Origin of the sequence: Thermoplasma acidophilum DSM 1728 (assembly GCF_000195915.1) — an archaeon.
Lineage (GTDB): Archaea > Thermoplasmatota > Thermoplasmata > Thermoplasmatales > Thermoplasmataceae > Thermoplasma > Thermoplasma acidophilum.
Genome location: NC_002578.1, coordinates 954,898 through 977,383, shown reverse-complemented (window position 1 = coordinate 977,383; position 22,486 = coordinate 954,898). Strand labels below are relative to the sequence as shown.

Here is a 22,486-nt window from a genome sequence, read left to right as displayed (position 1 = left end):
TGGATTGTTCACAAAAATTGAAAAGAATGGATAAATTTCACATATTTCTTGACAATATCTTTAAATTATTGGTAAATATAACTATAAAAGATTTAGGAGTGAAGATTATTTGGCTATTTATTAGCACGATCAAACTATCTTTTCATTATCTTAATAAAATTGGCAACGTTTAAATATTTTAATGTATTATTAACTTATGTCCTGGGAAGTTGTCTTAACATCTGATAGAGGCACCTTCACGGATTACAATGGTTCATCTCCTCTGGGATATGTTGCATGCCTTCCTGCAAGGCTTGTTCCACGTTTCTTCATGGACCGCTTCTTCACACCGCCGATAAAGGCCTATGATAACGGCGAAGCCGTCACAGCTCCATACGGTCTTAGGAAGGTAGAGGCCATACTTGCATCCAAGGGCATATCTGTGGTTGTATCCCCTCCAGAGTACCTGGAAAAGACCGTGGATGCTAGCACGAAAGTACTTGGAGTAAATGTGCATGATCCATATGCTTTGAGTCCGGTATCCACAAAGCTCACTATGATATTCGGTGGCGGTGACAGCTGGACAGCCAAGTTTTTCAGGGAGCTAGGTGAAAAAGTAAGAAAACTCAAGGCAAAGTACGGTTTCAAGGTCATAGTTGGCGGCCCGGGAGCCTGGCAGGTAGCAATGGACATGCCTGATTGGGTGGACGCCGTATTGGATGGTGAGGCAGAGATAGATTTTCCAGAACTGGTCAGGAAAATGGAGAAAAATGAACCGATACCAAAGGTGACCTATGGGCGCATGCCGAAGGTTGAGGAGATCCCCACGATAATAAAACCTTCCAGGTTCGGTGAGGTTCAGATAACCCGCGGTTGCCCAAGAGGCTGCCAGTTCTGTTCGATAACACCTGAAACATTCAGATCCATACCGATCGAGGATATAGTGAAGGAGGTACAGCTCAACATAGATCACGGGATAACGGGCATAGAGCTTTTGACAGACGACATAATGCTTTATGGATCGAAGAAGCTGCAGGTCAACCATGAGGCGCTTGTCAACCTCTTCACGACTGTAAAGAAGATGGGCGCCACTCATATCTACTTTCCGCATATTTCCGCGCCTGGGGCAAAATCAAGCCCAAAAACCGTCGAAGCTATAGCTGAGATAGCTGAATATGATAAGTACCCTGCAGAAGCACCTGTCGTAGGCCTTGAAAGTGGCAGCGAACGCATAATATCGAAATACATGCGGGGAAAACCGTTCCCATGGACGCCTCATGACTGGGGCGACGTGATAATAGACGCCACGGGCATAATGGTGGACAACCACATCCATCCATGCTATACAATGACAATAGGATATCCGGACGAGACGGATGAGGACATCGAAGAAAGCATAAAGCTCGTCGAGCGTATGATAGACCTCGATCTGAAGGCATGGATATTCCCGCTCCCAGTTATACCTATGACAGCAAGCAGGCTTAAGGGCAACGAATTCCCATGGATCGATACAATACCGAAGAAATACTGGGACATACTCTACATCTCCTGGAAACACTCTATAAAGGTGACGAAGGATCTGTTCCCCTACCTGACAAGCGAGATGAGAAATCCGATAATACAGTGGGTGGTCAGGAATATGAACCAGCGTGTGTTCTCCGGCATAGAGGGGATATTCAAAGAACTTGGCGAAACGAAGGGTAAAGCGACGGAAAAATATGCAAAGGTTGAATTCGACAACTTCGCCGGCTTCGCGAAAACCGTTTACTATCTTGCAACGCTTGGTTTCAAGAGCCGGGCCGAAAGAAAATCGGCGGTTCCAACGACCAACTGAAAAATCACTCTTTTTGCAGTTCCCTGAAAACCTTTATTTTTAAAGAAGAAATCTGCCGTTATGTCAGTTAAGATCGGCCTCGTTGGAGAGCCAAATGTGGGTAAGTCAACGTTTTTTTCAGCCGCAACGCAGAACGAGGCCGAGATCGGTGACTTTCCATTCACAACGGTCAAACCGAATCTTGGCATGACGTTCTTCACCGTAAAGTGTCCGGATACAGAGATAGGCGCCAGGTGCAACCCAAGGGAGGGATACTGCGAGAACGGGATAAGGCATGTGCCAGTGCAGGTCATAGACGTCCCTGGTCTGATTGAGGGTGCCAGCGAGGGCCGCGGCATGGGCAACGAGTTCATGGATGCCATCAGGGATGTTGACGCAATAGTGCTCATAGTTGACGTATCCTCCGGGTCGGTTGACGAAATAAGGAAGAGCATAACCCTGGTTACTGATGAGATCCGAAAATGGTTTGCGGACAGGATCTATTCTGATTGGGAACATTTCAGCAGGCGCAGTGAGGCTGCCGGCGAAAGGCGCGAGGTCGCCCTCAGGCGGAAGCTGGCACTCTTCGGAGTATCAGAGAAGAAGATCTATGAGATACTTGAGACGGAATTCTTTCCCGCACGGCTCAGCATATGGACGATGGATGATGCATACAACCTGGCCTCAGCCATACTCAAGCATGCCAAGCCAATAATATACGCGGGAAACAAGGGGGATAAGATCGATGCAAACACCATAGGAAAGATAAAGGTGTCGATACCGGATATTTACGTTGTCTCTGCAGAATACGAACTCGCTGTAAAGCGTGCGAGAAACGCAGGCCTGATAGATTCGGTTCTCACAGGCTTCAATATTACCGGTGGAAATCAGAAGCAGAGGGATGCGCTGGCGATGATCGACAGATGGTTCAGGACACCGGACGTCATAAGGATACACGACCTGATAGAGAAAGTAGTTAAAGATACGCTCCATTACATCGTCGTTTATCCGGTTTACGATGAAAATAAATGGACGGATAAGGCCGGAAATGTGCTTCCAGATGCCTATGTTATGATACAGGGATCCACTGCGCTGGATCTGGCATTCAGGGTGCACACGGATATAGGCGAAGGGTTCATAAGGGCCATCAACGGGCGAACTAAGATGGTGCTTGGAAAGGATTACGTGCTGAAGGATTCGGATGTTATAAAGATAATATCAAAGAAGTGATCGGATCTTCGCATTTCAGAAACATCAGCTTTCCTGCCCTTCACCTTCGTCTGCAGAGAATCTCGATACAGACAGAAGGAACTCTTCCGATCCCATCGTAGAGTTCAGATTTGCAAGAAAATCCCGTTTCTTTCTTATCCTATCCTCTATGTAAGCTTCTGGAATTCCTCTAATATCCGCGATCTTTTTTACGATATAGCTTATGCCAGACATCTCGTACGCTCCGTCATTGTATTCATAGACGTTGTTCAGAAGAAGGCCGTCATCCATGCGAACCTCTGAGACCTTACCAATATAACGCTTCATATCGTTTCTCATCTCAACGATGATGTCCACGTTCATGAGGCTTGAATCTGGAATGGAGTTTGGCGGAGATCTGAGCCTTCTCATCAGGCTGGCCGGACCACCTGAATGTACCGTGGTCATACCCTTTCTGCCGGACGCGAGGTAGTTGAAGAATGCATCTATATCTGGTCCCCTTATCTCACCGGCGATGAGATAATCAGGATTCCTGTAGGTTATTACATCCAAAAGATCCCGGATGGAGAGGCCGCTGACACCTGGCCTGGGCTGCATGTAAAATATGTTCTTTCCCGGCAGTGAAAGTTCATGGGTATCCTCCACCAGTACAACGTTGAGAAGCGGATCAATAAACATCGCAATCGCGTTCAAAAGTGTTGTTTTCCCGCTGGCCGTTGATCCCGTTATCAGTATGTTGAGCCTTGCCTGTATGGCTTCCCAGAGATAGGCCATGACATCCGCTGATGCTGTTCCATTGCCGATGAGGTTCACAGGGTTGAATGGATTCGACCTGAGCTTCCTTATCGATATCGTGGGCCTGGATACATCATGATGAACGATGTTTATCCTCAGGTTTCCCTGCGAAATGTCCACGATGGGGTTGTAGACGGAGAGTGTCTTGCCGGATCTCTGTGCCAGATGCCTAGCGAATCTTCCGGCTTCATACTCCGTGAAGAAGATGTTAGTGCGCATGCTGCCCATGGATCTGTGATAGATGTATACGTAGTTTTCAGGCAGAACCGTTATATCCTCTATGTCCGGATCATCTATCAGGGGCTGTATCTTGCCCATTCTGTTCACATAATCATCTGCGAATTTTTCGATCTGGTTCTTCGTGATCGCGTCTATGCCGTTCTGGGCAGCAAACTCATCAAGCGAAATCTCGTGCGCACTGCTTAGATACCGAAGGCCCATTATGGCCACATCGTCGGGGTATTTTCCGCTAACTTCGTAGATGTTCATAGCGAACCCGCCACCACAAGGAGAAAACCTGTAATGAGACTCAGAATGCCTGCATAGAACGTTCCGGATATCAGGCTGTCGTATCTGACCAGGCCCAGGTAGAAGCCAGTCACATAGGACTGAACCATCATGATCACCGAGGAGAGCAGCACCATTGCATGTCCGTTTGACTTCAGGAAATAGAAATCCACCACAACCATGACCAGAACGAATATGAGGAATGAGCCTATTACAAGGCCCACGTAATTTTCTGATGTCTGCGTAACGTTCTTGTGATTTGTCGATCTCTCATTCATGTACGTGGACAGGAACTGCAGTGTTTCACCTGCCCTTCCGGTGTTGTCAGCGTTCTTGAGCACAGCCGACACAAGCGCCAGGTCCGGTGAAGAATTCTTCTGCAGGTACTGAGAAACCTCCTCTATCGTATTGCCGTTCTTCATCATGGCCATGGCCTTGTCAACCTCTTCCTTTATCGGGCCGAGATCTTCGTTTTTTATCATGCGAAGCACCGAATAGAGGGAAAGGCCATAACTGGAGTAACCTGACAGATCCCTGACCAGCGATGGTACCTGCAGGTTCTTGATCTCGGCTGTCTTCGCCTTCTCCGTGTATCCAGATCCTATGAATACCAGAACCGCGGAAACTAAGAATATGCCTATAAGGACGAAGTTCTTAAAAACACCACCGATTATGAGTCCTACCATGGCGATCAACGCTGAATATATGCCTCTGTTCATACTTCCCTCCTTATCCTTTCTGTAAAGTAGCCCATAACCGCAGCCGATACCACAAGAACCATCATAGAAAGAACGAAGAACAGAACGGAGCTGTTCTTTATGGATATTATGGATCCGGTGAGATAGAGCAATATGGGAAACGCAATGGCCACCGCAACATAGCTTTCTGCTGCCAGGCCCAGGGAATCCAGCGACAACTTCGACTTATTTTCCTGAACTCTCACGTAGTAATCAAGTCTGTCTCTGAGAAAAGCCGTCAGATCTGAGTTCAGTATTATCGATAATCTTATGCCGGCCACGAATCTAGAGAAATCCGGAGAAGCGCTGACCTTCTCGCTGCGTTCAAGAGCGCTGAGGAAATCATAGCCCATTGCGTACATAAAGGAATTCACTCTCTGGGATTCCTTCGCGAATTCGCCAAGCTCCTTTATGCCGGCCAGCTCGCTGATCATGGTGTCTGCAGGCACGCCTGAAAGCGACAGGCCATAGGCAACGGCAAGTGCATCTGGCATCACATGTTCTATATTTGATTTGATGGATTTCACCCTTATCTCGGGCAGCGTGAAGAGGTAGTACAGGGCAACGGCATATATTAGAAACGATATGGACAAAATTATTATCCATATTGAATGCGCAAATACGTATGAAAGCACACCGGCCAGGATGACGATCACCGCGCCGGAGATTGCGTATTCGTAAGCTGATATGAGATAGGTCAGGGCTCCAGCATTCATTCTGGCCCTGACCATGAGATCCTCATATTTCTTCACGGTGGATCTCGGTATTATCCTGGATACGCTGCTATCTACAGCCGTCTTGATATTGGCCGATTTGATCATATGATCAGGCACCCCCATCAAGTTCCTTCATCCTGTTCTCCAGTGCCTGCCTGAAGCTATCCTCTCCTATGACCTTCGACATTCTTCGGAATATGCCGCTATATCCACTGAAAACGAGCTTCCTTTTCCTGTCAGCGGAGAAGGGTACATTGTACAGCACCTCTTGCCCCTCAAGCCTGTCATACTCGTATATCGCCTTAACGTATTCCCCGTTATCCGCTATTTCAATAACCACGTCGAAAAGGCTGATCATGTCCTTCGAAAGCCCTGTGGATGGATCCGAGAACAGGGATGAGAAATTCTCTATGCTATCGATATCCATGGAAGATAATGTAGGATGGCCAGTGGTTATTGCCTGCACCGCAGCGGGCAACTCTCTGGCTGTCAGCCCGTTGACGACGATGAAATCCGGCCTCTGCCTCAGTGCAGTGTTTATGAGATCTGTGCGGCTGATCTCGCTGCTGAAAACTGTCCTTTCTCTGGGCATCATGTAAACTATGTTTCTTGGAAAGTCGAACCTGCCGTTTTCACCGATGTACGCTATCTTTTTTTCAGATCCAATCATGCGTATGAGATGGTATATTATCGCTATTTTCATAGGGCTATCCGGGCCTATGATCATGATCGATCTCATATTTTCCAGAGCCATGATCAGGTATGCAGAGACCATCGGATCCTTCATGCTTGACATGGCCTCTGGATCGGCAACAACATGCCTCCGCTCAAGGTACAAGGAGGAACCGAAGGGCGTTACGTCATCGCCGAAGGTCACAATCGATCTGAAGTTCTGAAGGTTACCATAAGCTATGGGGCTGCCGCTCGATATCTTTTTCCCCATCATCTGCGACACCCTTATGGCTATTGAATCAAGATCCTCACGCTTGAGCGTTATATTGGTTTCGTAATACTTCCCGTTGTACTGCACGATCACTGGTCTGTCATAGCCATTCGACATTATTCTTTCAATGGCATCGTTTATATAAAGTGGATAAACACTCCTCAGGCCAGACATATACCTATTTATATAGTAATCAAGAACAAATGGATCCTTTATCCTGTAGAGATTCCTGTATCGGGCCGTTATCTCACGGAGAGTCCACTGCGAAACCTCTCCAGAGGACGATGTAAGCTCATTTATAACCATCCTGATCGCATCTCTCAGGTTCTGATCCATCTCCGGCTCGGTCACGCGCATGTAGCCGCTGGATTCTATATCATAATGTACACCTTCCTGAGTGCGATACTGGGCCTGCACGAAATGAAATCCCGTGCGGCTGATTTTAAACTTTATGCGATTGACAAGAGTTTTCGCACACGATCGGACTATTTCTCGGAGCCATTTCCTGAATCAGGCAGGAAAATGTTTCTTATTATGGGTGTGTAAAGCGTCTGTAGAACTATTGAGAACAGTACCACGAAGAGCGCAGATACGCTTATAAGCGGGCCCCATGTGACAAGAACAGGGATGTTGTATTCCTCGCCGACCACGTATGGAAGGGTTGAGAGAACGACTGGCACAACCCCTCTGGGGCCGACTAGGGATATGAATGCCGCAATCTTGTAATACGACTTCATCTTCGGTTTCCTGGCATCGGCTATCATGAGGCTTGGGAATACGGCAAGCGGCCTGACCAGAAAAACGATCAGGATGGTCAGCGCAATCCCGAGGAGAATGTAGGAAACTATTTCTGAAAGTGTGAAAGAAGATCCTATGAGTATGAAGATGATTGCCGCGCTGAGGAATGAAAGGCTTTCCTGAAAATTCTGTTCCCTTGACCAGAATATGTTCTTGTCCGAAAAATTGCCGACAATTGCGCCGGTCGCTATTATGGCCGGAAAAGGCGTTATCGACAGGCTTTCGAACACTGTGAATTCAAATATTACCAGGCCGAGGAGCATGGCCGTCAAGTAATTTTCGAACTTTATCTTCTTGTCCAAGTATATGACGCTGAACCCTATTGCTATTCCAACTATGGATGGAACAGCCACTTGAATCAGAAAGTACGCGACGATCGACGGATAGAATGTTATCACTCTATTCATGGCCGAAAACAGTGAAACATAAGAGGATTGCGGGGCCAGAAGCGCAATGCCTACCGATACTAGTATTATGCCAACCGGGTCGTTGAAGAGGCTTTCGCCTACAAGTATCTCCGATATGTCCTCGCTCACCTTTACGCGCCTGAACAGTGGTATCAGAGTGACCGGATCGGTTGGCGACACTATGGCACCGAAGAGGAAGCCCACTATTATTGGGGCTCCAGTCAGTACGGTGAAGACAAGCCCAGCAACGACTGCAGTTATTATAACGCCCAAAGTGTCCAGCGAGGCTATGCGGTAGAACTCGCTTCTGAGCACCTTAAGATTCATGTTGTGGCTTTCGCTGTACAGTATGATCACAAGCCCCATCATTCCTATGCCTACGCCGGCGAATGAGGAGAAGAGGTAGACGGAAAAATTAGGGCTAATCAGGTGAAGCATCGGCCCTATTATTATGCCTAGAAAGACCAGTATCGGTATCTCAACGACGGACATCTTCCTGGATATGGGCAGAGCTATGGCCCCGAGAACGAGAATGAGGCTCACGTCCAGATAATATCCAAATGGAAAGATGGCCGTCATCTGAGATCATTTTTTCAGTGAGTAAGGAAGGTTCCTTTTATGATCGGAAAGGCTGTGCATTTCCATTATTTTCTTATACTCCGGCTTATCATTGTATGTTCCCTTATCGAATACATCGCTCAGTATTTCATCCATTTGCGCATATGACATGCCTATCTCGTCTTCATCCGTCTGCCCTGCCCACAGTCCAGCGGTGGGCTTCTTCTTCATTATGGATTCAGGAATATCGAGTATCTTCGCGAGTTCGTAGACGTCCCGCTTGTAGAGATGCTCAATTGGTTCGACATCGCATCCTCCGTCACCGTATTTGGTGAAGTAGCCAAGAAGCAGCTCCGTTCTGTTTGTTGTCCCAACGACCATGCCGCCGTTGGTGTTTGCAAAATAGTAGAGTATGATCATTCTTGTTCTGGATTTTATGTTTCCTATTGCGGCACGATCGGTAGCAGCCAATGTGCTAACGAATGAATCGACCATGGGATCTATCCGCACTTCTCTGTACGTAAGCCCAAGTTTCTGTGTGAGCTTCTGCACATCGTCATAGTCTGCCTGCTGTGTGTTCCGATCCGGCATGAAAACCGGGATTATTCTCTCCTTCGGTATTGATCTTGTTAAAAGCGCAAGTGTGACGGAACTGTCAATTCCGCCGCTGATGCCGATGACGGCATTTTTCCCCTGAAGAACCTTTCTGAGGAATTCCGAAATTCTTTCAATTTCTTGCATATAATCCGGCATACGGATAAACGTATTGCAAATTAATTATAAAACTTCGTTGTCATCTGCTGGAATTTCATTCGCATAAGCGTATTCCAAAGATTGCTTCTTTTCCGAAATGCCGCATCACCAGCGTCGATCCATGATCATTCAATTGTACAATTTCTATGGAAACGATTCATCGCAAAAGTAAGTTGAAGAGAGGTAACCGGGCATACGCTCCTAATTTTCTGATATTGTAAATGGATCGGTAATGGAATTTAAAAATTTACAGGTTGTTTTTTTGGAATTCTGCCGCCTTCACAACGTTTTCGAGTATGTTTGTTGCCGTTATCGGGCCAACCCCTCCCGGCACAGGGGTTATGGCCTCTACATATTCTGAAAGATCCTCAAAATTTGCATCCCCAACCACCTTGTCGTTTACGTAGTTTATGCCGACATCTATGACAACGGACCCTGGTGTAACCATTTCCCTATTGAGAAATCCAGGCCTTCCCACGGCCACAACCACGATCTTCGAAGATCTTGTCATCGAGCCTATATCCTTTGTTTTGCTGTGGCATACCGATACTGTGTAATTCCTGTTGAGAAGCATCATCGACAGTGGCCGGCCAACAACGGGAGATCTATTCACTATGGTCACCGTATTTTCATGATATCCATAGTAATCCATGATATCTATCACGGCACGGGGTGTTGCAGGCACGAGGAATTCACGGTTAAGGGCTATGAGTCCCTGGTTGTATGGGGAGAGCGCATCCACGTCCTTATAGTAGGGAATATTCCTGACTATCTCATAATAATCAAAGCCCTTTGGCAGCGGATTTTCTATCATGATTCCATTTATCTGTGGATCCTTCGCTAGATCGTCTATCCTCTTCAGAAGGTCTTTCATCGAAATGTCATCATACTTTTCCAGGTCCACGGCTATACCGATCTTCTTTCCCCTTCTGATCTTTGCCCTGGCATATATTGAGGCAGCCTCATTATCTCCAATCTGTATAAGTTTCAGCGATGGTTCGAGCCCGGATCTTTCAATTATCCCATGCAGGTTTTCGGCTTTCTTTTCGGCGATCTCCTCTCCCCTGAGGATCTTCACTGCCACTTTATCACCGTCTTTATCTCTCCGTGTGGTTTCTGGAAGAATATGTTGGTTTCGGACGGCTTCGCCTCGTATGTTATGATGCTCTTCATGGCATCTGGGTGTCTTCTGTTCCAGTTGCTGAGGGACTGAAGGGCCTGCACGTAGTGTATCTTCGCGGCATCAACCGATCCGGCTATTGTTATGTTCCTCTCCACGATGTAATCTATGTCCTCGCCATCCACTGGATAGCCGGGCGCCTTGCCGTTCGTGCCGAACAATATGACGACGCCGTTGTTGTTTACCTTCCTGAGGAACTTGAATGTCGTCGTTGGATCACCACTGGTGTCAACCAGGAGATCTATCTTTTCCGGCATGTCCTTAAGGTAGTTTGCGAACTTGACGCCGAACTCGTCCATGATCTTCAGCTTGTTTTCCGTCTCATCGTGCCTGTTCACCATTGTGACGTCGAAACCGCGATCTACGCCTGCAAACGAGTAGAGGAAAGCCTCGCTCCCGCTGCCTATTATGACCATCCTCTTACCTATGAGCGTGGAATCGTCCCCGAAGAATATGGATCTTTTTGACACAACGTCGAAGACCTCAAAAGCCTTCATGACATTTTTCAGAGGCTCCGTAAGCACTGCGATCCTTCCCAGTTCTGGATCTTCAACCTTAACGAGATACTCTATATCGTCGTATATGACATCGCGCATGAAACCATGAAGCCCAGTTATTCCAGCCTCATGTTTGTCCGGATCACCTATGGAACAGTTATCCTGCCTGCCTATTCTGCAGTTGATGCATTTTCCAGGCCTTCTCACGAGGGGTACTACAAGATCGCCCTTCTTTATGTAGCCATTATCACGGGCATCGTCAACACGCAGAAGCGCCTCGTGCCCGAGAACAAGAAAATTCTCCCCCTCTGGATTGTACGTGAATGACAGGGCACCAGCCACCTCTCCACGATCCGTTCCGCATATTCCTATGTATACAGGTGAAAGCTTGGCGTCGTAATGTTCCGGTTCAGGCATGTCTATTGTTGTGTATTTCACGCCACCTTTGGGCGCATCTGTCACAATGGCTTTCTGTTCAGTCATAAGTGCGGGAATGCTAGATTCTATTAATTAATTTCTAATGTGTTGCGCATTTCGAGAACCGTTTATTGGACGCAATGTTGGCCTTCGATATGATGCCCGCATATTGCACGGATGAAGGAAACGATGTCCCTGAGCAGCATCCTGGTGCATGTTTTGCTAGAAGTGAAATCGGATCAAAAGGATTTATTGTGATGTTTACATAACCAATAATGATGTGGAAAATTTTGACTCGCGGATTTCATGGATCGTTCGTTTACAATCGATCCAATGGATCAAGTAAATCTTATGCTGATTACGGTGCATATTCTTCACAAAAATGTCTAAAAGTAGGTTTCATTGAAAGAATTCACGCTCATGTAAATGAAAGGCGATCGATCATAATAGTCCATTCAAATGATCCCAAGCTGCTTGGAGGTGTGTGCTCATGAAGACCAAGATAGTTGCGACAATAGGCCCGGCTAGCAGTTCGCCCGAGATAATGAAACAGATGATAGACAACGGTCTTTCGCTGGTAAGAATAAATTCTGCACATGCAGATATAAAGGATGTATCGAAGATAACGCAGATGGTTCGTTCTATCAACAGGGACGTTGGTATAATGATAGACCTGAAGGGCCCAGAGCTCAGAACGGGCGAATTCGCGGGTGGTACATTGAAAATATCATCCGGTAAGGACTACGTCATGGGCAAAGACATAGTCCTGAACAACATGAACGTGCTTTCGGCTGTTCAGGTTGGCGACAGGATACTGATGAGCGATGGTGAAGTATCATTCGAGGTTGAATCAACAGATCCGTTCACAATCCGGGCTCTAAACGATGGCGTTCTAAGGGACAGGAGCCGTGTGAATATCCCCGGCCGTTTCATAGAGCTCGGAACCATAACGGACAGGGATCGTGCCTTCATAAGGGAGGGCATAGCGGATGGCGTGGACTTCTTCGCCCTTTCATTTGTGCAGAAATCTGAGAACGTTGACAGCCTGCGCGACTTCGTTATAGACAGCGGTGGCGATCAGTACATAATATCGAAGATAGAGACGAAGAGCGGCCTGGATAACATAGAGGAGATAGTGAAGTCATCCGATGGCATCATGGTGGCGCGTGGCGATCTCGGTGTGGAACTTCCCTTGAAAGAGGTCGTGCTGGCTCAGAAGCACATAATAAAGACAGCGCATGAGGATGGCGATTTCACTATCGTAGCGACCCAGGTGCTGGAATCCATGGTAAACAACAGTTCACCCACAAGGGCAGAGATTTCAGACATTACAAATGCGATCATAGACAATGCAGATGCCTTAATGCTCTCCGAGGAGAGTGCGATAGGAAAGTATCCGGTTCAGGCCGTCCGTACGCTCAAGGAGGTTTCGGATTACGTGGAGGACAAGGTGTCGTTCGATTCTTCATATTACTTTAAGGGAAACACCATAGCATACTCAGTAGCAAGGGCAGCGAAGATACTCTCTGATGATATCAAGAGCGATGGGATAGTGGCACTTACGCATACTGGATCAACCGTTAGGATGATATCGTCGCTGAGGCCAAAGGCCATGGTCTACGCTGCCACTGTAAGCGAGAGTCTTGCCAGAAAGCTGAACATATACTTCGGCGTATTGCCATTGCATATGGAGGGCAACGCAGAAGATCTTAGTTTTTCAGAGATTATGGAATACATAGTGCGTTCTGGTAGGTTCGCTGATGGAAGTAAGCTCGTGATGACCAGCGGCGATCCGTACTTCACGTTTGGAGGGACGAACGACGTCAAGGTGGCCGTTGTAGGCAAATTCATAGGAAGAGGCTATTCATTTGGAGATAGCTTATCCGGTACGGCAACTTACGGTACGAAGGGAGACATACTCATGTCTGAGGATGGAAGAATTCCTGGAACTGATTTCAGGGCATTCATATTCACATCTGATATCAAGCCATCTCTTATGTCTTCTTTAAAGGGAAAAACGGTTGTAACCAAGGCAAGATTGGTTCGTCAGATAAAGGAAGGCGAGCGCATATACATCGATGGAAATACGGGAATAATACTCATGGCTTCGCCGGATCAAAAATAAAATCGACGAATGATGGTCGCTGCGATCCCCTGATTATCCGCCGGCCACAGGCGGGAACAGGTCGATCTTGTCATCATCCTTTATCTCGGTATCTAGGCCCTTCATGGAGGTTATGTTGTTGCCATTCACAAGTATTATAACATTCTTGAAGAGATTATTCCCATCATACATCTGCTTGGTGAACTCTGATCCATACTCAACCTTGAGCCTTTCAAGGAGTTCTGATATCTTTGAGATCCCGTTGAAGGTTTCTTCCTTCTTTTTTGTGATGGGTCTCAGAGTAGCGTAATAACGCACTGTTACCATAAATAAACGATTAATGCATCTTATTTAAATGTATATTTAATGAGTCATCCTTTACTTATAAGAAAGTTAGGGGTTTGAGGGAAGCAGCAAAACGTCGATCTTCAGCGATGAGATGCACGGACTTCCCTGATAGAGAAGTTCGTGGTCATTTAACGTATATTGGAGTAGAATGGGGCTGGTGCGGTCCGAACTTACGCCTGTAGAGATTGCTATTTCGGACTAGTCCGGTATATATCCGTACAGGCAGAAGTCGGTCTATGAATCAGGAAGAAGATCCGACGCCTCGACATAGGAGTGGCTCACCTGTAGGATAGCGCTAGAGCATTGTAAACCATCATGGAAGTGTAATATCCAGCCTCAGTCAATCTGCCGGCATAATCGATGTTTCCCTCGCTATTGACGACGAAAAGGGATACGGTATCCGTTGACGTTCCAGGAGCAGGTTTTCCTGTTCTGATATCCTTTATGCAGTAGTCGTTCATAAACTGGGACTTCGCTTCTACCATGGACTGCATCATATTGACCATGGCGGCTTCGCTGAGCGGCATGTCAGTTACAACAGCGATGTTTATCGTGCCAGGTTTTCCAAAACGGTTTCCGATAGATATGGCATTGTCAAATCCAGCGGTAAGGAAGATGTCGATATGCCAGCCTTCCACGTGCTTCGACGCATGAACGTATCTGGACACGTCGGCTGCCGTTAATGTAACCACTGTGTCCTCAGTTGCCAGGTTCTGCCTCTTCAAAAAGCTCTCCACTTCAGTTCTGACTTCATGCGAATAATTGCTGTCCACGTGCCTGTTGATGTATGTGGATCGGAGGCCGCAGCCTCCATTGAATGGAGCAGAGCTCATTGTCCAGGCTTTATGCTGGAATTCGATCACGTAATAGCCAGCCTCTTCTCTCATCTCAAATGGTTTAGTTGACATACTCTAGATCACCTGAAACGGCAGGATCTTTTAATTTGAATCCAAGCTTCACAGTTCGCCTTTTGTGGATTCCTTTCATCGCTAACACTGAAGATAACACCGCAGGCGATCGTCTACCGCATAAAAAATCTTGCAATTGCTGATCCAATGATGAATCGTTGAGGGATCCCATAATTACTCACAGGCGATCCTCTTCGTCTTCACCAGGTGTTTGCGTGAAATATTCCTGGGCCTCCCTGATGAAATCTCTCATCCTATTATTGTATCCCTTAAAGTCGTAGCTCCCCTCTATGTATTCGTCATTCACATTTTCTCTGAACTCGTCGATCAGCGATCTATCGAATGAGAAAATGGCAATTGATGGGCCGGTATCCGCAGTGAAATAAAACCCTTCATTCTTTGATTTAAATTTAAGTATTTCCTTCAGTATTCTGAGGCTGTCAGGAGTTTGAATTATGAGACCACCTGACATCAGAATCGAATTTAGTCTTAGCATGTCGTTTTCGCCGATTTTCAGCAGATCGTTGATGTCAAAATGATCCGAAATCAGCCTCTTAACATTGCTGAACTTTTCACTTACCCACGTACCGTAGAAAACTGAATTTACAGCTATGCTGTGCGCGTTGTCCGTCGCAACATCGCTATATTTCGGAAAAACCCCATAATTAAGGTTTTCATTGCTTTTACCCACTTTGAAAGCAACGCAATCTCTAGAATCCATACCAGGATATGAGAGCCACATGGATATTCCGTCGTGTGCTGCCCGTGTTCCAGATCCGGATACCAACCTTGCATATCTGGAGACAAATATATCGTCTTTCGCCGCATCATCGCCAAATACATTCGATATCAGGGCTCTGGAAACAGCTGCTGCGACGGCCGAAGATTCGCTCAGGCCCTTGGCTTTTTGGTATCTTCTGTATCTCTTTATATAAAAGTCGAAGGAGCCATTTATTGAATATTCGCTGCGGAATTTATCTAAAGCAAATTTCGCCTTTTTGTAGTACTTATTATCAGCATATCCATCCAGCACAACGGTGTCTGTTTTACCGTTTTTTCTGTATCTGCATGCAGCCAGGCAGAATGAAAAGTCCGTGCGCATGGATATGGATGGGTTAAACGCAATTCTGTTCTCCCTATCATAATAACCGAGAAATTTTTCGAAGGCCTTTATTGGATATGAATATGCAAAAGTAATATTTCCGTCCGATAATTCTGCTTCATATTTGCTGGGTTCAGAGTAATAACCTTCGCTTTTCATCATTTCCTTGATATCATCTCCTGCCCTGTGAAGCTCTGCAATATCCATACGAGATGATATCCATGATCGTAATATAAGTTCATCTGAATTTGAACTTATCCAGGATACGGAATGTTCCATTCCGGCTGTATCCAAAAGATAGCTGCCGCAATTATTTAATGTTTTTAAACCGTTTCTTATCGACAGAATTCTATTCATGCTTCATATATCGTTATCTCTGTGTGATCGAGATTTTTGGATATTTATAATGCGGTTTGATGGAATATCCTATTTTTTAGGATTTGTATGATGTCCTTAGTGGCAGATCCACAACTTCCTTTGTATTCTTAATTGGATATTCTATGCAATATGGCCTCGTTTTCCCATCCAGAAGATACATGCTTCTTTTTCATGAAATTTCTCCCTTGGTCTTCGCAGATTATGCATATACAAACTTTGTGACACTATCAACTTACAGGTAATTGGGAGTTTCCAGTACATAAAAATTTGCTTGATGTGTCAAAGGATCAATGTTTTGTAGAAGAGCCACTGGAGGGCATCGATCCCCCGACCTGCTGATTACGAATCAGCTGCTCTACCTACTGAGCTACAGTGGCATAGATCAGGAACTGAGACCGCATCAGACCTTAATATCCCTGACTGTCTCAGCGCGTTGGAGCTAAATAGTTCAGATCCACAAAAAGATTTCTATTATCGGTTTGCCATCAAAATGTAAGCAGGAAAAGCACGTATTGTGATTGAAGATTTGTCATGGCAATAAAACATGCGTTTGATTTCTTCACATTTTGAAATAGGGCTGTTCAAGTAACGATGAATTCGGAGATGCTGTCTATAGAGATGCCAGAAGGAATTTTCGGATAGAAATATGTGGATTTCTGCGGTAGTATCTTTCTCGTGAGCAGTAGCTCTACTAGATGGGCCTTGTCCCAGTCTGGCATTATTACCCCGAAGGAGAAGCTACCCGAATTAACCAGGTTAACCACCTCAGCGTAATCATGCGTATATATAACATCCCTTTCCAGATCAATGGTCGACATTCCGATGGTCTTTGAGAAGAGGAAATCATTGAGGCTATCGATGATGTTGTCGTATACATTTTCACGAGGCCTGATGCAGTAGAAGCGGCCATCGTATATCACGGGATCGTTTCCAGCTATCGTATCGCACTGGTCCACGTAGAAGTACTTTGAGGCCCTATCCGCGTCAAATCTGAATCTGCTCGATATGACCCTGTGGACTCCACCTATGAGGACGCCCTCATCGTGTATAGAGGTCACATAAGACATGGCGTAGCTCCAGAATTCTCTTGCTAGCCCAGATTGCCTTGATGCAATGTTCTTTGTTGCCTGCAGCCGGTGATGGCCGTCTGCTACTATCGCTATATCGTTCCTGAGGATGTTGGATATCTTCTGGATCTCCTTATGGTCATATATGTAGTAAACATAATTCTCAACATTTTCCGGCCCAAAGTATCGATTATCCTCCTTCATGTTCTCAGTTATAATTTTCAGATACTGGGGCAGCTCATTCTTCAGTGTAACTAAGAATATTGGTTCAAGCTGGCTTCCTATCCCTTCCATGAGTATCTCTCTATCCCTGACAAACTCGTCAAAAGTCCTCTCATGCGGTATAACATCGCCATTTTCCGGGAATACGCGCACTCTGGCGATTATGCCGTACCTTGTGATCCTCCTGCTGTTCGCAGAAAAGATCTGTTTGAGCACTATGATGCAGTCCCTCTCAGCCCTTAGAAGAACACCGTTTTCGATCCAGTTCTCCATTATCATCCTGGCATGCGAGACGCCGTCTCTGCCCTTCGGCAGCGTCAGGTAGGTTATGTTATATGGATTCCTCTTCAATTCTATCTCCTGCTTTGGCGTTATGGCGTCGAACGGAGGAGAGATCATACCATCTATCTCTTTCCTGTATATCAGTGGTCTAAAGGGTTTGACTTCCAACTATTCACCGATCTTCGAACTCATGTACCTGAGGTTATCTTCGAATCTTGCCTCGCCGAATGGTGTTTCCATGATCTTCGGCTTTGCCCTTAGCCGATCATCTCTTATGAGGTTTATCAAACCGCCATCTATAGTTCCCTTCCCGATGAGTTCGTGGCGATCTATCCTGCTGCCCATCTCTCGCTTTGCATCGTTTAGGTGAAATGCGAAGATCCTGTCCAGGCCTATGGTATAATCAAGCGATTCTATGAATTTTTCAAGCGAATCTCTGAGATCATAGCCTGATGCCCATGCATGGCATGTATCTATGCAGACTCCGAGTTTCTTATCTGAGGTATCTATTATCTTTGCAACTTCGTCAAGCCTTGTTCCGATAACGTTTCCCTGCCCCGCGGTGTTTTCTATCAATATTATTACGGCATGATCACCGATCGTTGAGAGGGCATCTCTTACTCTCCGGATCCCGTCGGCACGGTCTGGATTCGATCCCGGATGCACGGTCAGGAAGGTAGATCCCAGTTTATCGGATCGATCTATCTCGTCGTGAAAAGCCTCCATCGATCTCTTGTAAAGATCAGGATCTGCTGATGCCAGATTGATAAGATATGAGGCATGGATCATCGTGCTTTCTATGCCGTATTTTCTAACCTCGGATTTGAAGGCCGCTGCTTCATCATCCTTCAGCGGCGGCGATGACCAGCGCATCTGATTCTTGGAGAAAAACTGAAATGTTGGAAAACCGAACACGGCTGCTCTTGCCGGACCATTATGAAGGCCGCCCGCAACGGATATGTGGCCACCAATAGTGTATTTCTTCGATATAGACCTTATAGCTTCATCGATCAAGGCTATCCCTGAATCTCTGGCTTATTTATCAGTATGTTTATGAACTGGTATACGTGCATGCTGAGCATTGGATTATCGCTGTATCCGCATGTTTCAAGATCCGGGCCGGCAATGAGCGCCCTGATCTGGTCGCTAACTATGTCCGTCGCTATTAGTCCGTCTCTCCTGTAAACTATCACGTTAGCAGGAACCCTCTTGTTTGGCGGTATGACAAAGACAACCCTCACACCTCTCTTAATGGCATTTTCTATGGGTTTCTTCATCTGCTTCCTTATCTCTATTATCTTGGGTGTGGAGATCATTATCTCATGCTCGGTCAGGTTTATCATCTCCTCGATCTTCTCCATGACCTTCTGTGACCCATTTATCGTGTAGATGAGCTGTGGTTCGCCTCTGGATGGTGCGTTATCCTCGAGTTCCTTTAGATCCCTGAATAGCTGCTGCAGCTTTTCTTCATAATAGTCCCTTATCTCCTCCATCTTCGCAGGTTTGAACATCCTTGGCCTGCCTTCAGTGGCCTTTGCAAGCCCCTTCCTGACCAGCGATTCCATGACTTTGTAGGCAGACGTCCTTGGGATATTGGCAGTGCTGGCTATGGTGTCTGCGTTCGCCACACCATGATAAACAAGCGCCGCAAAACCCTGAGCTTCATAGGAAGAGAGCCCAAACATGCGGAGCATCTCCTGAATCCTCTCCATCTTTCCATTATTAGCTTCCACGACTACTAATATTATTATTAATTAAAAACCTTTTCAATTTTCATAATGGAATTTTTACGTATTTGCCAATATTAAATGATTTCATCTTTAATTATAATATAGATGAAATTAAAATTATTATACAAAAATTTGAAGAAATAGATTGGAAATTTAAAGCTTCACAATAGTATTTCTACAATCATATGATGTACATGTATGTTGCCCTATGATGAAAATTCGTACTCCAGGATGCTCGAGGGGTATACCGTCATAGTTGCCACATCCGGAAGCATATCCATATACAGAATTCCGGATCTGGTAAGGGATCTTAGGCGGGAAGGCGCAGATGTCATAGTTGGTATGAGTCAGAGCTCAGCGGCAATGGTCAGCCCGGAGGTCATGAGGTGGGCATCAGAGAGGGATGTGGTCACAGAGATAACGGGACGCATTGAACATATATCGCTTTTCACGGAGAATAGAGAAAAAAAGATACTGCTCATAGCGCCAGCATCGTACAACACGCTGGGCAAGATGGCAAATGGAATAACGGACAGCGTTCCCTCGCTCTTCTTCTCATTTGCTTTCGGCCATGGTGTTAAAACGGTTGTGGCTCCAGCTATGCACAGAAGCATGATGGAGAATCCCATAAATCTAGCCAACATAGAAAAATTGAGATCACTTGGTGTCAACTTTGTTGATCCTATATACGATGATGAGAAAGCGAAGTTAAATGGCAATGGGGCCATTTTGGATGGCGTTTGCCGTTCCGTTCACAAGGATCTTGCTGGTAAGAAAATACTCATAATTTCAGGACGCGGCGAAGAACCCATAGATCCAGTTCGCAGCATAACGAACGCGGGAAGCGGCTTTACAGGCGTATGGCTTGCCAGGAACGCCTACAGGATGGGTGCGTCCTCCATCACATATCTTGGAAACACCCAGTTCGATCTTCCAGGTTATGTGAAATACGTAGAGGCCCATACGATCGATGATTTTGAAAAGAAAACGATGGATGAGATCGAAGAGGGATATGACGCTGTAATAGTGAATGCCGCACTTCCGGACTTTAAAGTAGCAGAGAGATCACAGAAGAAATACAGCAGCGACCAGCCATTGAGGATCACACTGAATCCAAGGGAAAAGATCATATACAAAATAAGAGGAAAATTCAACGGCAGGCTTATTGCATTCCGCCTCACCGACGACATCGATGAGGACGTCATGTCGCATTTCAACAATAAGGTCGATATGGCCGTTGTGAACACATATGCGAATGGGCCGTTCGGCAAGGTGAAGAATAGCTACCGCTTTGTGTGGAACGGTGGTTCGCGTGATATCGAAAATGCGCCGAAGCCAATAATGACAAGGGAGCTGCTCAAGCAGCTTTCCACCATGCTGTGAGGTCTGTACATGGAGGCAGGAACACTCAAAATAACCGCAGTTCAGGCAAGGAGAACCGAGAAATCAGAGGCTCTTGATACCGTTCGGTCCATACTGTCAAATATTTCATCGGATATCGTGGTGTTTCCAGAAAAATGGGTCACTGGTGAATTTACGGAAGAGGAACTGATCGGCGCATTGGACGGCGTCGATAAAGACCACATCCCATTTTTCGTGCCAGGTTCTTTCAGCATACGCGACGGCACTTCGCTATACAACAGGTCTTATCTTTTCCATTACGGGAAGATGGTCGGCTATCAGGACAAGATATCGCTATATGCTGACGAACCCAGAAAATATAGATCAGGATCATCTGTCAAGATATTTACGGGCGGAGGCCTGAGTATCGGATTGCCCATCTGCTATGACATAGACTTCCCGTACTACGTTAAGGTACTGATGAGATCAGGGTGCAACATCGTCATAAACCCATCGCTGATACGTTCTGATTTCGTCGAAGAATGGCATCTCTATATATCAGCCAGATCGCTTGAGAACCGCGTTCCGGTCATTTCCGTAAATTCTCTGTCCGATCCGTTCGGTGGGAATTCGATCGCCGTGACACCCTATAGAGATGGAAATGGATTCAGGATAAGGAAGACCATTTCTCACGATCTCGTCTTCGATGCTCTACTGGATCCCGCAGACTACGAAGAAGGACGCCAGAAGAGGTATGGGGAGGACCCGGGCATATACTCATTCCAAAATGTAGAAAACGTCAAATTCTGACGTTATCGTTTATTATTCTAGCAACGATCTGAGGATGCGTTATCTGCGGCGTGTGCTTTGCATATGGTATCTCAAAAAGCAGGCTATTCGGTATCAGTTCGTGGAATTTCCTCCCATACTCGATGCTGAGGACGTTGTCTGCTGTACCCCAGATTATCAGCGTTTTGGTCTTTATTGATCTCAGATCTTCATCCTTTATCTTCCACTCTTCTTTTGAGTTGTTTATGGATATATTTCTGATGACGTACTCGTCGTTTCCCTCCTCTACCGACATGACCTTCTTTACGAATTCATTCAGCTTCTCATCGCCGAGTTCTGCTATTGTTGGATTTAGGCCGGCGCTGTCAACAAGCACTAAATAATCTGGAACTTTCTTCTTAAGAGCTATGTATAGCGAAATCCATCCTCCATACGAATTTCCAACCAGTGTGAATCTGTTTACTCCAAGTTTGGAAAGCGCTTCCACGATTGCGGAGGCCTGAACCTCCACAGTATATTCTACCCTTGGTTTATCGCTTCTTCCATGGCCAAGCAGATCGAAACAGATCATCCTGAATCTTCCATCGAGAAATCTGTCCAATCTGATCCAGTTGTTTCCAGACCCGCCTAAGCCATGAAGAAACACAAGAGGATATGAGCCGGGCCGTTCCAGATATGAAAGATTTCCAAAACTTGTCATTATTGAATGTCTATCCATATATAAACTTTATTTCACATGTTATATAAAGCTTGTATGTGTATTTCGAATTACGTTTTTTTGATAATGATTTTCGTATAGAAGAAAAATTAAACAAAAAATTTTCCGCAAAAAACTTTTTATATCATTCAATAGGACGCCGTGGCACAAATAGAGAAGTTTGTCTATAGATTTGATGAAGGAGGAAA

Annotated in this window: 20 protein-coding genes and 1 tRNA gene; 5 read left to right on the top strand and 16 right to left on the bottom strand. The window is 45.9% G+C overall.

Annotated elements, in window-relative coordinates; genetic code table 11:
* The first annotated feature begins 196 nt into the window (after nt 1-196).
* Nucleotides 197-1,813, top strand: coding sequence for a B12-binding domain-containing radical SAM protein (locus TA_RS04675; protein WP_010901316.1), 1,617 nt, complete (start codon nt 197-199; stop codon nt 1,811-1,813).
* 60 nt (nt 1,814-1,873) lie between these two features.
* Nucleotides 1,874-3,022 (top strand): redox-regulated ATPase YchF, encoded by a 1,149-nt coding sequence (locus TA_RS04670; protein ID WP_010901315.1) that lies wholly within the window; start codon nt 1,874-1,876, stop codon nt 3,020-3,022.
* A gap of 24 nt (nt 3,023-3,046) precedes the next feature.
* On the opposite strand, the gene TA_RS04665 is transcribed toward TA_RS04670, so the two are convergent.
* The 8 genes from TA_RS04665 to gdh all read right to left on the bottom strand — a co-directional run bounded on the left by TA_RS04665 (nt 3,047) and on the right by gdh (nt 11,375).
* The gene (locus TA_RS04665; RefSeq protein ID WP_048161859.1) at nt 3,047-4,285 is read right to left on the bottom strand and encodes a type II/IV secretion system ATPase subunit; all 1,239 of its coding nucleotides are present in this window, start codon (nt 4,283-4,285) and stop codon (nt 3,047-3,049) included.
* Nucleotides 4,282-5,022, bottom strand: coding sequence for a type II secretion system F family protein (locus TA_RS04660; RefSeq protein WP_083808319.1), 741 nt, complete (start codon nt 5,020-5,022; stop codon nt 4,282-4,284). Before TA_RS04660 ends, TA_RS04665 begins: the two co-directional genes overlap by 4 nt.
* On the bottom strand, nt 5,019-5,861 hold the full coding sequence (locus TA_RS04655) for a type II secretion system F family protein (protein WP_048161858.1): 843 nt from the start codon (nt 5,859-5,861) through the stop codon (nt 5,019-5,021). Before TA_RS04655 ends, TA_RS04660 begins: the two co-directional genes overlap by 4 nt.
* 4 nt (nt 5,862-5,865) lie before the next feature.
* A complete protein-coding gene (locus TA_RS04650; RefSeq protein WP_048161855.1) occupies nt 5,866-7,116 on the bottom strand; it encodes a type II/IV secretion system ATPase subunit in 1,251 nt (416 codons plus the stop codon).
* Between the two features lie 68 nt (nt 7,117-7,184).
* Nucleotides 7,185-8,483, bottom strand: coding sequence for a cation:proton antiporter (locus tag TA_RS04645; protein WP_010901310.1), 1,299 nt, complete (start codon nt 8,481-8,483; stop codon nt 7,185-7,187).
* Between the two features lie 6 nt (nt 8,484-8,489).
* Nucleotides 8,490-9,203 (bottom strand): NAD+ synthase, encoded by a 714-nt coding sequence (locus TA_RS04640; protein ID WP_241761803.1) that lies wholly within the window; start codon nt 9,201-9,203, stop codon nt 8,490-8,492.
* Between the two features lie 259 nt (nt 9,204-9,462).
* A complete protein-coding gene (folD, locus tag TA_RS04635) occupies nt 9,463-10,299 on the bottom strand; it encodes a bifunctional methylenetetrahydrofolate dehydrogenase/methenyltetrahydrofolate cyclohydrolase FolD (protein WP_048161852.1) in 837 nt (278 codons plus the stop codon).
* Nucleotides 10,290-11,375, bottom strand: a complete 1,086-nt coding sequence (gdh, locus tag TA_RS04630) for a glucose/galactose 1-dehydrogenase (RefSeq protein WP_010901307.1) — start codon at nt 11,373-11,375, stop codon at nt 10,290-10,292. Before gdh ends, folD begins: the two co-directional genes overlap by 10 nt.
* Nucleotides 11,376-11,799: 424 nt before the next feature.
* Here gdh and pyk point away from each other — a divergent pair, with 424 nt between their 5' ends.
* On the top strand, nt 11,800-13,434 hold the full coding sequence (gene pyk, locus TA_RS04625) for a pyruvate kinase (protein ID WP_010901306.1): 1,635 nt from the start codon (nt 11,800-11,802) through the stop codon (nt 13,432-13,434).
* Nucleotides 13,435-13,467: 33 nt separating this feature from the next.
* Here the strand turns inward: pyk and TA_RS04620 are convergent, their stop codons facing one another.
* From TA_RS04620 to TA_RS04590, 7 genes are all read right to left on the bottom strand, one after another.
* Nucleotides 13,468-13,740 carry a ubiquitin-like small modifier protein 1 gene (locus TA_RS04620; RefSeq protein ID WP_010901305.1) on the bottom strand — a complete coding sequence of 91 codons (273 nt, stop codon included), beginning with the start codon at nt 13,738-13,740 and terminating at the stop codon, nt 13,468-13,470.
* A 299-nt stretch (nt 13,741-14,039) separates the two neighbouring features.
* Nucleotides 14,040-14,669 (bottom strand): adenosylcobinamide amidohydrolase, encoded by a 630-nt coding sequence (locus TA_RS04615; protein WP_156778512.1) that lies wholly within the window; start codon nt 14,667-14,669, stop codon nt 14,040-14,042.
* Nucleotides 14,670-14,847: 178 nt separating this feature from the next.
* On the bottom strand, nt 14,848-16,065 hold the full coding sequence (locus TA_RS04610; protein ID WP_010901303.1) for a mevalonate 3,5-bisphosphate decarboxylase: 1,218 nt from the start codon (nt 16,063-16,065) through the stop codon (nt 14,848-14,850).
* Nucleotides 16,066-16,453: 388 nt separating this feature from the next.
* Nucleotides 16,454-16,526: transfer RNA gene (locus TA_RS04605), tRNA-Thr, on the bottom strand.
* A gap of 204 nt (nt 16,527-16,730) precedes the next feature.
* Nucleotides 16,731-17,888, bottom strand: a complete 1,158-nt coding sequence (locus TA_RS04600; protein ID WP_010901302.1) for a DUF1015 family protein — start codon at nt 17,886-17,888, stop codon at nt 16,731-16,733.
* Nucleotides 17,889-18,734, bottom strand: a complete 846-nt coding sequence (locus TA_RS04595; RefSeq protein ID WP_010901301.1) for a deoxyribonuclease IV — start codon at nt 18,732-18,734, stop codon at nt 17,889-17,891.
* 2 nt (nt 18,735-18,736) lie between these two features.
* Nucleotides 18,737-19,453, bottom strand: a complete 717-nt coding sequence (locus TA_RS04590) for a TrmB family transcriptional regulator (RefSeq protein WP_010901300.1) — start codon at nt 19,451-19,453, stop codon at nt 18,737-18,739.
* A 195-nt stretch (nt 19,454-19,648) separates the two neighbouring features.
* On the opposite strand from TA_RS04590, the gene coaBC reads away from it, so the two are divergent.
* The gene (coaBC, locus tag TA_RS04585; RefSeq protein WP_010901299.1) at nt 19,649-20,833 is read left to right on the top strand and encodes a bifunctional phosphopantothenoylcysteine decarboxylase/phosphopantothenate--cysteine ligase CoaBC; all 1,185 of its coding nucleotides are present in this window, start codon (nt 19,649-19,651) and stop codon (nt 20,831-20,833) included.
* Nucleotides 20,834-20,842: 9 nt separating this feature from the next.
* A complete protein-coding gene (locus tag TA_RS04580; RefSeq protein ID WP_010901298.1) occupies nt 20,843-21,601 on the top strand; it encodes a carbon-nitrogen hydrolase family protein in 759 nt (252 codons plus the stop codon).
* On the opposite strand, the gene TA_RS04575 is transcribed toward TA_RS04580, so the two are convergent.
* On the bottom strand, nt 21,591-22,298 hold the full coding sequence (locus tag TA_RS04575; RefSeq protein ID WP_010901297.1) for an alpha/beta fold hydrolase: 708 nt from the start codon (nt 22,296-22,298) through the stop codon (nt 21,591-21,593). The two genes, TA_RS04580 and TA_RS04575, sit on opposite strands and share 11 nt — an antisense overlap.
* Between the last annotated feature and the right edge of the window lie 188 nt (nt 22,299-22,486).

Coding starts and splice junctions, on each gene's coding strand:
- TA_RS04615 (WP_156778512.1), bottom strand. CDS start 14,669: ATGTCAACTAAACCATTTGAGATGAGAGAAGAGGCTGGCTATTACGTG.
- TA_RS04580 (WP_010901298.1), top strand. CDS start 20,843: ATGGAGGCAGGAACACTCAAAATAACCGCAGTTCAGGCAAGGAGAACC.
- TA_RS04665 (WP_048161859.1), bottom strand. CDS start 4,285: ATGAACATCTACGAAGTTAGCGGAAAATACCCCGACGATGTGGCCATA.
- TA_RS04645 (WP_010901310.1), bottom strand. CDS start 8,483: ATGACGGCCATCTTTCCATTTGGATATTATCTGGACGTGAGCCTCATT.
- pyk (WP_010901306.1), top strand. CDS start 11,800: ATGAAGACCAAGATAGTTGCGACAATAGGCCCGGCTAGCAGTTCGCCC.
- TA_RS04575 (WP_010901297.1), bottom strand. CDS start 22,298: ATGGATAGACATTCAATAATGACAAGTTTTGGAAATCTTTCATATCTG.
- TA_RS04640 (WP_241761803.1), bottom strand. CDS start 9,203: ATGCAAGAAATTGAAAGAATTTCGGAATTCCTCAGAAAGGTTCTTCAG.
- TA_RS04655 (WP_048161858.1), bottom strand. CDS start 5,861: ATGATCAAATCGGCCAATATCAAGACGGCTGTAGATAGCAGCGTATCC.
- coaBC (WP_010901299.1), top strand. CDS start 19,649: ATGTTGCCCTATGATGAAAATTCGTACTCCAGGATGCTCGAGGGGTAT.
- TA_RS04670 (WP_010901315.1), top strand. CDS start 1,874: ATGTCAGTTAAGATCGGCCTCGTTGGAGAGCCAAATGTGGGTAAGTCA.
- TA_RS04675 (WP_010901316.1), top strand. CDS start 197: ATGTCCTGGGAAGTTGTCTTAACATCTGATAGAGGCACCTTCACGGAT.
- TA_RS04620 (WP_010901305.1), bottom strand. CDS start 13,740: ATGGTAACAGTGCGTTATTACGCTACTCTGAGACCCATCACAAAAAAG.
- gdh (WP_010901307.1), bottom strand. CDS start 11,375: ATGACTGAACAGAAAGCCATTGTGACAGATGCGCCCAAAGGTGGCGTG.
- TA_RS04660 (WP_083808319.1), bottom strand. CDS start 5,022: ATGAACAGAGGCATATATTCAGCGTTGATCGCCATGGTAGGACTCATA.